Source organism: Sphingobium indicum BiD32 (genome assembly GCF_000382885.1).
Classification (GTDB): Bacteria; Pseudomonadota; Alphaproteobacteria; order Sphingomonadales; family Sphingomonadaceae; genus Sphingobium; species Sphingobium japonicum_C.
This window is the reverse complement of sequence record NZ_CAVK010000123.1, coordinates 25276-39743: the sequence shown is the minus strand read 5'-3', so window position 1 is coordinate 39743 and position 14468 is coordinate 25276. Positions and strand designations below refer to the sequence as shown.

Annotated in this window: 10 protein-coding genes; 4 read left to right on the top strand and 6 right to left on the bottom strand. The window is 61.2% G+C overall.

Going from position 1 to position 14468, the window contains the following annotated elements; translation table 11 throughout:
• Positions 1-30 precede the first annotated feature (30 nt).
• Positions 31-1437 carry an amidohydrolase family protein gene (locus EBBID32_RS12285; protein WP_006957723.1) on the top strand — a complete coding sequence of 469 codons (1407 nt, stop codon included), beginning with the start codon at positions 31-33 and terminating at the stop codon, positions 1435-1437.
• A 102-nt stretch (positions 1438-1539) separates the two neighbouring features.
• Here the strand turns inward: EBBID32_RS12285 and EBBID32_RS12280 are convergent, their stop codons facing one another.
• The 4 genes from EBBID32_RS12280 to EBBID32_RS12265 all read right to left on the bottom strand — a co-directional run bounded on the left by EBBID32_RS12280 (position 1540) and on the right by EBBID32_RS12265 (position 9322).
• The gene (locus EBBID32_RS12280; protein WP_156022547.1) at positions 1540-3021 is read right to left on the bottom strand and encodes a CRTAC1 family protein; all 1482 of its coding nucleotides are present in this window, start codon (positions 3019-3021) and stop codon (positions 1540-1542) included.
• Between the two features lie 74 nt (positions 3022-3095).
• Positions 3096-4370, bottom strand: coding sequence for a dipeptidase (locus EBBID32_RS12275; RefSeq protein WP_231382184.1), 1275 nt, complete (start codon positions 4368-4370; stop codon positions 3096-3098).
• Complete coding sequence (locus EBBID32_RS12270) at positions 4345-6468, bottom strand: acylase (protein WP_006957717.1); 2124 nt, start codon at positions 6466-6468, stop codon at positions 4345-4347. The genes EBBID32_RS12275 and EBBID32_RS12270 overlap by 26 nt, the downstream gene beginning before the upstream one ends.
• A 58-nt stretch (positions 6469-6526) precedes the next feature.
• Positions 6527-9322, bottom strand: coding sequence for a TonB-dependent receptor (locus EBBID32_RS12265; RefSeq protein WP_006957716.1), 2796 nt, complete (start codon positions 9320-9322; stop codon positions 6527-6529).
• A 106-nt stretch (positions 9323-9428) separates the two neighbouring features.
• On the opposite strand from EBBID32_RS12265, the gene EBBID32_RS12260 reads away from it, so the two are divergent.
• The 3 genes from EBBID32_RS12260 to EBBID32_RS12250 are packed head-to-tail and all read left to right on the top strand — an operon-like array spanning position 9429 to position 12376.
• Complete coding sequence (locus EBBID32_RS12260) at positions 9429-10103, top strand: RNA polymerase sigma factor (RefSeq protein ID WP_231382183.1); 675 nt, start codon at positions 9429-9431, stop codon at positions 10101-10103.
• Complete coding sequence (locus EBBID32_RS12255; RefSeq protein ID WP_051093338.1) at positions 10009-11028, top strand: FecR family protein; 1020 nt, start codon at positions 10009-10011, stop codon at positions 11026-11028. The genes EBBID32_RS12260 and EBBID32_RS12255 overlap by 95 nt, the downstream gene beginning before the upstream one ends.
• Positions 11029-11074: 46 nt before the next feature.
• The gene (locus EBBID32_RS12250) at positions 11075-12376 is read left to right on the top strand and encodes an MFS transporter (protein WP_006957710.1); all 1302 of its coding nucleotides are present in this window, start codon (positions 11075-11077) and stop codon (positions 12374-12376) included.
• A gap of 185 nt (positions 12377-12561) precedes the next feature.
• Here the strand turns inward: EBBID32_RS12250 and EBBID32_RS12245 are convergent, their stop codons facing one another.
• Entirely contained in the window at positions 12562-12960 is a 399-nt protein-coding gene (locus EBBID32_RS12245) for a DUF1489 family protein (RefSeq protein WP_006957708.1), read from the bottom strand.
• A 31-nt stretch (positions 12961-12991) separates the two neighbouring features.
• Complete coding sequence (mgtE, locus tag EBBID32_RS12240) at positions 12992-14425, bottom strand: magnesium transporter (RefSeq protein ID WP_006957706.1); 1434 nt, start codon at positions 14423-14425, stop codon at positions 12992-12994.
• Between the last annotated feature and the right edge of the window lie 43 nt (positions 14426-14468).

Sequence of the window (14468 nt, the reverse complement as noted above, 5' to 3'; positions counted from 1 at the left end):
CCCTGCCCTGATCCCGAGGAGACCTTCGTCATGATCCACTCCACTCGCCATCTCGCCCGTGCCCTGTTGATCGGGGGGCTGTTGGGCGGCACCGCCCTGGCGCAGGAGTTCCATGATCGCCGTACCGTGCAATTCCCTACGCAGGTGACGGCCGACAACCCGCAGCGCACCCCCGCCAAGGCGCGCGAGCAGGGCTTCAAGGGTACGCTGGTGCTGACCGGCGGCCGGGTGTTCGATGCGGTGAAGAGCCAGGCCTATGCCGGGTCGGTCGTCATCCAGCAGAACAAGATCGTGTCGATCCTGCCAGCGGGATCGACGAGTTGGCCCGCCGAAGCGACGATCGTGGACATTAGCGGCAAGACGGTGATGCCCGGCCTTATCGACATGCATGTCCATTCGACCTATCCGACGCCGGAGACGCCCGCCGACATGACGGTGAACGAGGGTCATGCGACGCTGCGGGCGCTGCGCAGCCTACAGATGCTGCTGGAGAATGGCATCACCTCCGTGCGCGACATGAGCGGGCCGCTCGCCGCGCCCTATGTCATCAGCGAATGGCTGGAAAAGGACATGGCGCCCGGCCCGCGCGTCTTTGCCGCTGGCCACATCATCACCGGCACCGGCGGCCACGCCGCCGACCGGCCGCTGACACCGATCCATTCGGCCGCCTATACCCGCGAGGCGGACGGCGCGGATGATTGGCGCAAGGCGGTACGCGAAACCTTCAAGATGGGGGCAAGTCACATCAAGATCGCCAGCCACTTTGCCCCCGACGAGGTGAAAGCGGCAGTAGAGGAAGCGCATCGCCTTGGCCTCAAGGTCACATGCGATTGCGAGACCATCTATACCACCATGGCGGTCGAGGCGGGTGTCGATTCCATCGAGCATCCGCTGCCGCGCACCGACGCGACGATCCGGATGATGGCGCAGAAGGGGATCGCCTCCATTCCGACGATGCAGGTCTATCAGGGCGGGTTCGATACGCGCGGCGATTATGCCGGCACGGCGTCGCGCCGCTTCTCGATGGCATCGCAGACCAATTACGACGTGCTCAAGAAGATGATCGCGGCCGGGGTGACGATCGGCGTTGGCACCGATAATATCGGCGGTGCCTTCGCCAGCACCCCCAATATCTATATTGCCGACCTCAAATTCCTGCAGAAGGCGGGCTATACTCCGGCCAAGGCACTGATAGCCGCAACGCGGGTCAACGCGCAGATCATGGACATGGGTGACAAGCTGGGCACGCTGGAGGCCGGGAAGCTTGCCGACGTGATCGTGGTGGCGGGCAACCCCGACCAGAATCTGGACGATCTGGCCAAGGTCGACATGGTCATCCGTAACGGCAATATCGTGGTGCAGGACGGGCGCATCTTCATGCCGCGCCACGTCCCCAACCCCCTGCCCAAGCCGTCACCACCAGAAGCACTGAAATAATCGCAAATTGCCAAGAGGATCGCCCTGGCCGCGCAATGCAGCCGGAGCGATCCCAGGTCATGCTATCGAGAAATTGCGGACCGCAATGCGAGCGGTCGGCCTTCAGCGCCGCTCCCTGATCAGGACGGCTTTGCCTTCATACTGCGCCGGATCGATATTGCGCAGCCATTGGACCTTGCGCTTGCCTCCCCCGGCATAGGTAACGGCGATCGACAGTTTCTGCATCGATGGCAGACCAAAATGCAGCGGCGTCACACTCTGGGCACCATAGCCGCCGCCTGTCGAAACCTGCCGCGTGCCCAGAATTTTCCTGCGGCTGTCATATAGCCTGACTTCGGTGCCCGGCATGGCACGCCCCGCCGCATCGAGCACCATGACGTTCAGGCTGCGCTGGGCCTGGCTCTTGGGCATCATGTTACGGAACAGGAAATGGCCGCCAACAGCACTATAGCCGTGCGTCACCGACAGATCGATCGCACCATCGCCATCATAATCCACCCATTCGACCCCGTGATCGCCGTCATTGACGATCGGATGCTGGTCGATGACGTTCACGAAACGCTTGCCGCCCTCATTGTGGAACAGCGCGTCAGCAGGCGTCTGGTTCGGGGTCTTGCCATGATAGGAGGTGACGTAAAGGTCGAGGAAGCCGTCATTGTCATAGTCGCCCCATGAAGCGCCGACGGCATGATTTTCCACGTCCAGCCCCAATGCAGGCGCGGCATTGGTAAAGCCGCCCTTGCCATCGTTGCGCCACAGGACATTCTTGCCATAATTGGGCACGAAGATATCGAGATGGCCGTCATTGTCATAATCGCCAACGGCACAACCGACGCTGCCATCTTCCTTGGCACGGCCGGGCAGGTCCATTCCAAGCTGCGGTGCGACATCCGTGAAAGCGTCGCCATCGTTGCGGAACAGCGAGTCTGTTTTGCCCGACTGGTTCGCCAGGAACAGGTCGATGTCGCCATCCTCATCATAGTCGAGCCAGCATGCGCCAACGGTCGATTTGAAGATGGTCGGCGCGGCGTCAGCCAGGATCTGGACAAAATGCCCGCCATCGTTGCGAAACAGCCGGTTCTTACCGATGCGATCCGTCGCATAGAGATCCAGGTCGCCATCGCCATCCAGATCAATCCAGTTATTCTGTCGTGAAGCACGGTCCGGAACGGTCAGCCCGACCTGCTCCGCCACATTCTCGAAGCGCTGGCCGCCGACATTGCGAAAGAGCGCGCTCGGCTTGGCGGGAAGCGAGGAGCCTGCAAACAGATCAAGCCAGCCATCGCCGTCATAGTCGCCCCAGCTGATTGCGCGGAATTCGCCGCCCGCAACGGGAAGCCCCATCGCCTCACCCACGGCAACGAAAGTCCCGCTGTCGTTGCGATAGAGGTGGATCGCACCGCTTTTCATCGTAACCGCAAAATCCAGATCGCCGTCCTTGTCGAAATCGGCCCATGCGTTGGAGAGCGATCCCGCTTCGTCGAACAGGTCGCGCTGGATTGCGACAAAGCCCTGCCCTTCAGGCGCGTCGGCAATCGCGGGGCGGGCTGTCAAAGTGGCGCTCGACAGGAGAAGCATGGCCATTTTCGCGCGTATCTTGCTCGAATTCTTCACGGCGGTTCCTTTTCATGATGGGGCGGATCGGAGCCGCTTGGGTATCAGTTTGTGGTCGGGATCGCGGGACTGACGCCGGGGTCTCCGGCAGCCTGCGCCGCACGCAGGACGCGCAGGGCGTTGCCGCCCCATAATTTGGCGATATCGTCAGCCTTGTAGCCCGCTTTCAGCAAGGCGGCGGTCACTTTGGGGAAATCGGTGATGTCGCGAAATCCTTCGACCCCGCCGCCGCCATCGAAATCGCCGCTGATGCCGATATGGTCGATCCCGACAAGTTTGATGGCATGCAGGATATGCGCCATCAGATCGTCGAAATCGGCCTTGGGCACCGGCCATTGCGTGTCGATCGCCTTGCGCTTGGCGATGAGCGCGCGACGCTGCTCGCTGGAGAGCGCCCTCCCCGACGCGAATCCCGCCATCAGTTCCTTGAGCGCGGCCTCCCGCTCCGGTATCGACGGCGTGGCGATCATATAGGCGTTGAAAGCATTGATCTGGATGACGCCGCCCTTCTGCGCAATCAGCTTCGCTTCGGCGTCCGGGATGTTGCGCGGATGGTCGAAAACGCCGCGCATGCCAGAATGGGAAAGAATGATCGGTGCCTTCGACAGGGCCACGGCCTGACGCACGACCGCATCGGAAGCGTGGGACAGGTCGATCAGGATACCGAGCCGGTTAGCCTCCGCCACGAACGCCTTGCCGACAGGCGACAGCCCGTTCCATTCAGGCGTGTCGGTGGAACTGTCAGCCAGATCATTGTTCCTGGTGTGCACGGGACTCATCATCGTGACGCCAAGGCTGCGGAAGGCCGACATGAGGCTGATGTCGCGCTCGAACGGATAGCCATTTTCCATGCTGAGGAAAACGAACCGCTTGCCCTGCTGCACGGCAGCTTCCGCGTCGTCGGCGGTGATTGCCAGGGCAAATGTTTCGGGATGACGCGCGATCATCTCCCGTATCTGAACGCCGCGTCGCAGGGCGAAGTCGCGCGCGGCGCGATCTCCTTCCTCGGTACGCGGCCCGGATGCCGTGAATATGGCGAAGAAGCCGCCATCCACACCGCCATCGGCCATCCGCGGCACATCCACCTGATCACCGTCGATGGCTTCGACATGGCGATCCATGATGCTCCATCCGGGCCGCCCCAGATTGGCCGGCGTGTCGAAATGGGTATCGAGGACGATCATGGCCTCGTGGCTCTGCCGGGCATCGGTTGCACCGGAGGCGGGCATGGAGGTGCCCGCCACCAGTGCGACGCAGGCCGAGAGGATTGCCTTTCGGATCATCGTCAGCCCTTCAGAACCGGGTCGTTTCTTCGACATGGGCTTCGACATCCTTGCGGTCGATCCACAGCGTCCGCAGCTTGCCTTCCGACAGATATTGCAGCTGGTCGGTGCGGTGCCTGGAGTGGGGCTGGCTGGAACTGCCGTAGCTCATCAGGCCCATCGCCTTCATCGGCGTGCCAAACTCGATCATCGAAACCCAGGTTTCGCCCGCACGCGGCTTGCGTTCGCCATTCTTCATCGGTTCCCAGGTAATGGTCCGGAAGATGCCGGTATTGCCAAAGCCGCCATTGCCAGGAAGGCTGACGTCGCCGACGCGGAAGCGCGACACTTCGCCATAGGGGCGGTCGACCGCGCCATAAAGTTCCTTGGTCTTGGCCACCGCCTGCTTGAGCATCCCGATGGCAGCGACAGGATCCTTCAGGCCACGCGGGGTCTGAAGCGGATCGTCGATCGTCCATTTCACGGCATAGTTGCGCTGATCGGTGAAATTATTGGGCGAAAAGATCGCGGCCCAGGTCTCGAACAGCAACGCAGCCCGGCTGTCGGCCGTGTCGCGATGATCCCAGGCCTTGAGCAGGTCGATAGCCTGTCGGACGTCCGCATCATTATTGCCCTGCGCTGCCTGGACGAGGACCGGAATCATCCGGTCGGCCATCAGGGATCGGGTTTCGTGCTTCTTCGCGACAAATTCCTCGAAGGAGAATTTTGGTCCTTCGCTCAGCATCCTGATCGACATCTGGGCACGCTGACTGACCGGCCCGACATTGGCGACATAGGCCGGGTAAGCCTTGGGATCGAGCGTGCGAGGCCAGGTCGAGAGCCATGGCGGATCATTGGCGTTCTGGACAAAGCCCGACGCGGGATCGAGCACCTTGGGCATCTCGTCATAGCTATGGACGTCAGTCCACAGCGTCCTGGAGGTGTCGCCCGGCACCGGCCTCGACCAATATTTGATGTCGCCATCGGCATGTTTGGGCAGGATACCGTTATCCAGATAGAGGATATGGCCGCCGCGATCGGCATAGACGATGTTGAACATCGGCACCTGCATCTGGCGCAGTGCCTTCTCGAACCCCGCCCAGTCATGCGCCTTGCCCATGTCCAGATATTGCTGGAGCACGCCCGGACGGTCGAGGCCAGCCACCTTGACGGCAACCGTCGTCTTGCCGCCGGGCAGGTCGAATACCGGACCCTGAACCGCGTAACGCTGGGTGAAGCTTACAGTCTTGAACGAACCGTCGGCCTGTTTGACCTTATAGCTTTTCTGCGCGGTCTTGAACGGCATCGTCTTGCCGTCGAACATATAGCCGCCCTCGGCCAGGGTCAGCGCATAGCTGGTATAGCCCAGCATCGTGTTCACGGTGTTGGTGAAGCCCAGGTCATTGTTGAAACCGAAGCGCATCACCGGCAGGCCGACCTGCGTTGCGCCATAGATGGCTATGCCCGGCGCATTGATATGCGCTTCCATATAGGTGAGCGGACCCGGCTCCCAGGGGAGATGCGGGTTGGCGAGCAGCATCGCGTTGCCGCTGGCGGAGCGTGAGGGTGCCACGGCCCAGGCATTGGAGCCGCCCGCTTCGTTGGTGTCGGGATTGGCCAGAACGCGGCGATCCGACGCGATATACTGGAAGTTCATCAGCTTGTGCGCATGGGTGATGATGTCGATGCCAGTCAGCGGCAACACCTGGCGCACTTGCGGGTCGAGCTTGTCGGGATTGGCTTTCGCATAGGCATTAACGCCTGCGGCGAAGGCATCCAGATTGGCCCGCATCTGCGGAGTTTGCAGCTTGTACCAGGCCCGGCCTCGCTCCGGCACATCGTTGCCGATCAGCCATTCGTCCTGCTTGGCGAATTTTTCACCCCAATATTCCGCCGCCCTGGCGCGGGATTCGCCATACATGCGCAGCAAAATGTCGCCATGATTTTGCGCCTGGGCAAAACCAAAGCCGTAGAATGCGCCTGCCTCTGTCTTGGCATAGACATGGGGAACACCGAAACTGTCCCAAAGGATTTCGCCGCTGCCATATCGATTCTGGGCAGTCGATTGGGCCTGGGCTTGGCTGGCCGATGGGATGGTCGTCCCAACGGCCAGCATAGCCAGCGCCAGCGTTAGACCCGCTGCTACCGAACGCATGTGCAATCCTTCTTTTAGATCAAGTTCATTTCAATTGACGCGGAAACCAGCCTTTCCCTCAGTAGGAAAGGGTCAGGCGTCCGTAATAATAGCCGCCGGTAAAGCCGTAGGGGATCGTCGTGGGATAGAAGCCCGAACCGTTGGCGGCGCTCGCGATGCCATTCGCATCGGGATAGACGTTGAACAGGTTGTTCGCGCCCACGCTGACGCCCAGCGTGTCGTTGACCTTCCAGGTCAGTTCCGCATCGGTCATCCACTTCGCGCCGAAGAAGCGATCGCGCGTGCTGTCATTCTGAAGCGTGGCCACTTTCCCGTAGCGGATCACGCGGGTGCTCAGCGAGAAGTCGCCCATGGTCAGGACATTGCCGATATAGAATTTGGTCTTGGGCAGATTTTCCGTCAGGTTTGCCTGCGAAACGCGGTCGAACAGCGCGAAGTTGATGGCGCTGAGTTCAGGAGGATTGTCGATGATGCCGGTGATGATATTCTTGTTGTAATTATATCCGACATTCCAATCCATCTTGGCAATACTGCCAATTTCATGGTTGTAAGTGGCAACCACGTCGATTCCGCGCGTGCGGGTGTCGATCGCATTGGTGTAATATTGGGCGCTCAGATAAGGCGAGAGGCCGTTGGCGACGAGAATGGCGGTCACGGCACTGCCTGTCAGCGTGCTGGTAATCGCGATCCGATCCTTCACCTTGATCTGGTAGGCATCGACCGAGAGTGTGAAGTTGCGCAAGGGCTTCAACACAAAACCGGCGCTCAGGTTCGTCGACTTTTCCGGCGTCAACGGCTGCGAACCCAATGCGATGGCGGCTTCGGAGGCGACTGGCAACGTCTTGATCTGCAAACGAACCTGTTCACCATTGACGATGCGGAACTGGCCAGTCGTGGTCGCATAAATTTGCTGGGCAAGGCCTGGAGCGCGGAAGCCAGTGCTCACCGCGCCGCGCAGGGAAAGCCAGGGCGTGACGGCATAGCGACCGTTCAGCTTGGCAATCAGCGTGTCACCCGATGAGTCGTCGAAATGCTCGAAGCGCACGGCGCCGCCGATCGTGATGTCGCGGGTCGGATCATAGGCCACATCGACATAGGCCGCCAGATTGTTGCGCGACAGCTTGCCCGCATCCTCTGCCGTAAAGCCGTTGGCCGCCTGGCCGCCGGTTTCGGGCGTCACCCGCACGCCGTTGGCGTTGACGTAGGAATAGGTTCCAAGCGCGGAACTGGCTTCGTCGCCTTCCGCCACTTCATAGGTTTCGCGACGGTGCTGGACGCCAGCGGACAACTGAAGATTGCCGCCGCCCACGTCATAACCCCTGGTGACGTCGAGGCTGGTATTCCACTCGGTCGAGATAAGCGAACCAATATAGAATTCAGTCGGGCTTGTCGGACCAAGCGATGAATTGATGGTGTTCGACCCCTCCTGGCGCGAGCGGTTCTTGCCGTAGCCGCTGCTCAGATCCCAGTCCCAGCCGGATAGCTCACCCTTGACGCCGAGCAGCAATTCAAGATCCTGCTCGCGGATGTTGCGGCGCGGACGAAAGCCGTTGGGATAGACTTCCGGCAGGGATTCCGGTGCCGATGGACGGCGGAACGTGTAATCAAGCGTGGAATCGCGCTGACCGAACGTCCCGAACGAGTAGATCTTGACCGTGCCCAGATCATAGCCGGCATTATAGCCCAGGCTGATGGCTTCGGCGGGAAACGCACCGTAATTCTTGGTCACGAGACGGTCGGCGGTGAAGTCACGCGGATCGATCTGGCCATTAATGGGCGTGTAGAGACAGTTGGCGCGGGTCGTCATCGTGCACTCGCCAATTTCGGTCGCACGGTTTGACGCCGACTGCTTCTTGGCGCTCACAAAGAAATCGGCAAAACCATCCTCGCCAAGCCTGGTGCCGATGCTGGCATCGGCGACGAAGGTTTCGCCATCGCTACGGTCCATGTTCTGACCTGCGGAAAAGCTGGCGGTGCCGCCATGGCTATCATCTTTGAGGATGATGTTGATGACGCCAGCGATGGCGTCCGATCCATATTGTGCGGCGGCACCGTCGCGCAGAACTTCGATATGGTCGACGGCAGAGGTTGGGATCATGTCGAGATCGACAGGGACCGAGCCATTATAGAGCGACGACACCGCATTGATGAGCGAGGTCTTGTGGCGACGCTTGCCGTTGACCAGGATCAGCGTCTGATCGGGGTTGAGGCCGCGCAGACCGCCCGTCGAGATGACCGTCGAGGTGCCGCCGCCCGCGCGTGCTGGCACGTTGAACGATGGCACGAGTGTATTGAGAGCCGAGAGCAGGCCCGGCTTGCCGGTCTTGGTCAGTTCCTCGGCCTTGATGACGTCGATGGGGGTCGGGCTGTCCTCCACCGTGCGGGAGAGGCCGCGCGATCCGGTCACCACGATCGTCTGCGCCGGTCCCACGTCCGCTTCCTGCGGCGGCGCGGCGGTAGCCGACGCCGCGCCCTGCATCGCCAGGGCCAGGCCCGTCACGCCGAGGCTGGCGACTTCGACGGGGCGGGCGCGATTGGTTCGGCCCGAAACAGCCAGGGCGATCACATTGCTGTTGGAAAGCGTCACCTTCAGGCTGGTGCCGGTGATCAGACGGGCGAGCGCCGCGTCGGGCGTCAGCTTTCCGTTGACCGACTGGGCATGCATCCCGGCAACCTGATCATAAGGGAAAAGCAGTTGCACGCCCGACTGTTTGGCGAACAGCGCCAGAGCCGACTGCATCGACTGTGCCGGGATCTTGAATGTGACCGCGTCGGCGGCGGCGGCAGGCTGGACGCCCGCAACAATCATTGTTGCTGCGGCATAGCCGGCGAGATGAAAATAGTTCCGCGTCATGAAACCCCCGTGAAATTTTTGTTCCTCGATTGTGGTAACGGGGCGCGCACACGTCTCTGCTAGCGAGGCTTCAAATTATCTCATTTTTATTGCGGTGCATCAGACCATGAAGAATCCGCCGACCTGCCGCGAGAATGAAGTAGGATCGTCACAAGGGAAACCGATGGACAACGCATCTGTCAGAGCAAGGCTGGATTGGTTCAAGGCATCGATACTGCCGTTCGAGGGAATGCTTCGCGCCCGCCTGCGCCGCGTCATGTCGCGAGCCTGCGACGTCGACGATATCGTGGCAGAGTGCATGACACGCGCTTACGCAGGGGGAGATATAAGCCGGGCCAATACGGGCAAGGCATTCCTGTTCCAGATCGCGCGCAACCTGCTCGCCGACGAGGCCCGCCGCGAAAAGATCGTATCGTTTGAATTGATGGCCGAACTGGACATGCTCCAGGTTGACCGTTCGACCGAGGAGGCGCTTCATGCCCGCGACGAACTGCGACATCTTCAGGCCATCCTTGATTCATTGCCGCCGCAATGTCGCCGCGCCTTCGTCCTGCGGCGCGTTCAAGGCAAATCGGTCAAGGAGATAGCAGAAGAGATGGAGCTCTCCGTATTCACCGTGGACAAGCATTTGACGCGCGCGGCCATCAAGATAATGCATGCTATCGGACAGTTTGAGGGGTCTGGATTTGGTTGGTCGCTACAAAAGCGCGGAGCAGACGGAGGCGATCGAGGCCGAAGCGGTTCGGCTGTTCCTCAAGGCGCGGGCCAGCGACGCCGCTGAAGATTGGTCGGAGGCCTATGCGTGGGTCGCGCTCGACCCTGCCCATGGCTTCGCCTTTGCCAAGGCAGAGGCTGGCTGGGAACTGTCCGAACGGCTTGCTGAACTGCCGACAGGGCAAATCGACGACGCCGTCATTTCGCCTTCCATCGCTCCCGCAACCACGGGTGACGGAAATGGCCGCCCGTCGCGCGGCATCGTTTTCGACCGGCGCACGGCGCTCAAATGGGGCGCTGCCGCCGCTTTCGCCGGTGTGGCCGGGACCGTCGGCCTCAGATATTACGGCACCGTCGATCATTATCGCACGGCGCTGGGCGAAACCCGTGCGATCCGACTGGCTGACGGATCGATCATTCACCTCAATACCGCAAGCTCGGTCGAAGTCGCGCTGAGGGACGATGTGCGAACCATCAAGCTCCTCCAAGGGGAAGCGCGGTTCGATGTCGCGCATGACAAGCATCGCCCCTTCATCGTGGATGCAGATGGCACCCATGTCCGCGCCGTAGGCACCATATTCAATATCCGATTGCGGCCTGACTTGACCGAGTTGACGGTGATCGAGGGGATCGTGGCCGTCGAGAATCGCGGATCGCCTGTCCGGCAGATCGGCAGTGGGCGGAGCGCCGCCGTCCGGGGGGGGCGCATCGCCGTCAACAAGCTTGATCCCGCGAAGCTCAAACAGCGGGTCGCCTGGCAGGATGGCATGCTGCAGTTCGATGGAGACACGCTTGCCCAGGCGGTTGAGGAGTTTAATCGCTATCGGGCGCAACCCATTGTGATCGGCGATCCGTCGCTCGCAAGCTTGCGCGTTGGCGGGACGTTTCATATCGATCGTTCGCAGGATTTCGTCACGGCCCTTGAAAGCAGCTTTGGTATCCGCGCGACCGCCGGGAACGACGATTCCATCCTGCTCGTCGCAGCCGAATGACCGACCACCGATAGCAGAATGGCCTGCACCATCCGTAACCGGGTGGATGGAACAAAAAACATCTTTCGATCGGGCTGACATCACGCGCGAGGAACGGATCCGCTCCATTTTGGGGGGATCGATCGGCAATCTCATTGAATGGTATGACTGGTACGTATATTCCGCCTTCACCCTCTATTTCGCGCCGATATTCTTTCCGACCGACGACAGCACAGCGCAATTATTGAATGCCGCCGCGATCTTTGCCGTTGGATTTCTGATGCGGCCTATCGGTGCATGGATGATGGGGATCTATGCCGACCGAAATGGTCGAAAGGCTGGCCTCACACTGTCGGTCATGATGATGGGCGGGGGGTCGCTGATGATCGCGCTTATCCCTAGCTACGCCGTCATCGGCGTTGCCGCGCCTGCCCTCCTGCTCGTTGCACGGCTGATGCAAGGCCTGTCGGTCGGTGGGGAATATGGGGCCAGCGCGACCTATCTTTCGGAAATGGCGCAGCATGACAGGCGTGGCTTCTTCTCCAGCTTTCAATATGTCACACTGATCGCCGGGCAATTGCTGGCGCTCTGTGTCCTGCTGCTGCTTCAACTGATTTTGACCGAACATCAGCTGGAAAGCTGGGGCTGGCGCATACCGTTCGTCATGGGCGGCCTGATGGCAATTGGCGTCTATCGCCTGCGCCGCGGCCTGCGCGAAACCGATGCTTTTACTGACAGTGCGCAGGTGACCGAACAGCCGCAGTCGAGTGGCTGGAACCTGTTCCGCCGTCACCCACGGGAGGTCATTCTGGTCATGGCGCTGACCGCCGGTGGCACCCTCGCCTTTTACGCCTTCAGCACCTATATGCAGAAATTCCTCGTCAACAGCGCGGGATTTGGCCGCCAGACCGCAACAGCGATCATGGCCTCGGCCCTCTTCGTCTACATGCTGATGCAACCGATGGCGGGGTTGCTGTCGGACCGGATCGGCCGCAAGCCACTGCTGATTGCCTTTGGTGTGTCGGGCGTCTGTTTTACCACGCTGATCTTCACGGCCCTGGAGAGCGTCACGTCATCCTTCAGCGCATTTCTGCTGGTACTCGCGGGACTGACGATCGTGACCGGCTACACCTCGATCAACGCCATCGTGAAGGCTGAGCTTTTCCCGGCCAACATCCGCGCACTGGGCGTTGCACTACCCTATGCGCTCGCAAACACCCTGTTTGGCGGCACCGCCGAATATGCCGCGCTGTGGATGAAGCAAAGCGGCATGGAATCGGGCTTCTATTGGTACGTCACCGCCATGATCGGCGTCTCGCTGATCGTCTATCTGCGAATGCCGGACACGCGCGACACCAGCAGGATCTGAGAGCCTGAACCGAAACTAATTTTATTGCGATGCCGAATGGTCGGTGCGCGAACCGCTTTTGCCGTCACCCTTCTTGTAGGCTGGCCGCGTGAAATCATCCGGCGCTTTCCATGGCTGGCGGCTATGCGGAGCGACAAGTTCAGGGACGCCTTCCGGCGTATCGACGGGGGAGAAGTGGTATTCCCCTACACCAATCCCAGCTTCGCCAATTCCCCCAGCATCGCGGCGGGCATGGCGGCGGTGGCATCCTCTTCCCCCTCGGCCAGATCGTGCGGGGCATCCTCTTGCGCCAGATAACGCCAGCCCTGATGGGCGCGCTTTGGCATGGGGTGGACGGGGATGAGGCGGGGTTCCAGCCGGATCCAGTAGCGGCCCTGCCCGGTTTCACCAAAGCCCAATATCGGGCTGCGGCCGACGATGCGGTGGTCGTGGATCCAGTAGAGCGATCCGCCCGCCATCTCCTCGACCCGCTTGGGCAGATAGCGGGTGGTCAAGCGCGCTTCACCGGCATGGCTTTCCAGCCAGGCCTTGAGCGTCGCGGGGCTTTCGCTCTGGAAGGCGATCTTGGTGATGTGCAGCGGCATGGCGGCGATCTGGGGACGCGCGGCCTGCGGTTCAACGCAGGAACAGGGTGGCCAGCCCCAGGAAGCTGAAAAAGCCGAGCGAATCGGTCATCATCGTCACGAATACGGCGGAGGACACGGCAGGATCGACATTATTGCGTTCCAGCGTGATCGGCACCAGCACACCCGCCAGCCCCGCGACCAGATTATTGGTCACGATCGCCGCGCCGAACACCAGCGACAGGTCGATCCGCCCGTAGATGATGTAGGAGCCGATGCCGATCAGCGTCCCCAGCGTCGCGCCATTGGTGGCGGCGATGCGGAATTCGCGGCCGATCATCCGCGCCGTGTTGGAACTGGTGAGCTGATTGGTGGCGAGCGCACGCACGACCACGGCCAGCGTCTGCGTCCCCGCATTGCCGCCCATGCCCGACACGATGCCCATCAAAGCGGCCAGCATGGCGAAGCGTTCGATCGTCCCTTCAAACAGGCCGACGACTGACGCGGCGAGCATGGCTGTGCCAAGGTTGACGACCAGCCAGATCAGGCGCGCGCGCACCGTCATCAGGATCGGTTCGTTGATGTCGCCCTCACCCGCGCCCGACAGGCGGAGAATATCCTCACCCGCTTCTTCGGAAATGATGTGGACGACGTCATCGACCGTGATCATGCCGACCAGCCGCCCGCCGCCATCGACCACGGCGGCGGAGATGAGCGCATATTTCTGGAAGCGCAGCGCGACTTCCTCCTGATCCATATCGACCGGGATCAGCGTCTGTTCGCGCTTCATCAGGTCGGCCATGGCGATGGCGCGGGGGCAGGTGAGAATCCAGCTGAGCTGGCAATAGCCGATCGGTCGATGCTTGGCATCGACGACATAGATTTCCCAGAAATCGCGGGTCAGGTCGCCATTGTCGCGCAGATAGTCGATCACCTGACCCACGGTCATATGTTCGGGCACCGCGACCAGATCACGCTGCATCAGGCGGCCGGCGGATTCTTCCGGGTAGGACAGCGCGCTTTCGATCGCGGCGCGATCTTCGGGGTCGAGCGCGTCGAGGACGGCCTGCTGGTCGGCCTCCTCCATATCCTCGATCATCGCGACGGCGTCGTCAGTATCGAGTTCGGACGCGAATTCGGCGACCTGTTCGGGCGCCAGATCGCCGATCAGGTCGTCGCGGACATAATCATTGAGTTCGGACAGCACTTCCGCGCCGACCAGATCGCCCAGCGCGGCCGCCACTTCGCCACGCCGGTCGGCAGGGGTGAGTTCCAGAAGATCGGCAATGTCGGCGGGATGGAGCGGCGAGACAAGGTCGCGCGCGCGTTCGGCGTCACCCTCCTCCACCGCATCCAGCACGGCGGAGACGAATTCGGGCTTTAGCCGGTCATCCTCGTCATGGCGCGATTCTGCCGCGGCAGCGATCGCTTCATCTGCGTCATCCCCCTTCAACAGGGGTTCGGCTGTGTCGCCGCGCTCGCTCATGGCGCCCCCTACTGTCCGGTTCCTGTTGCATTGCGATGCTTTC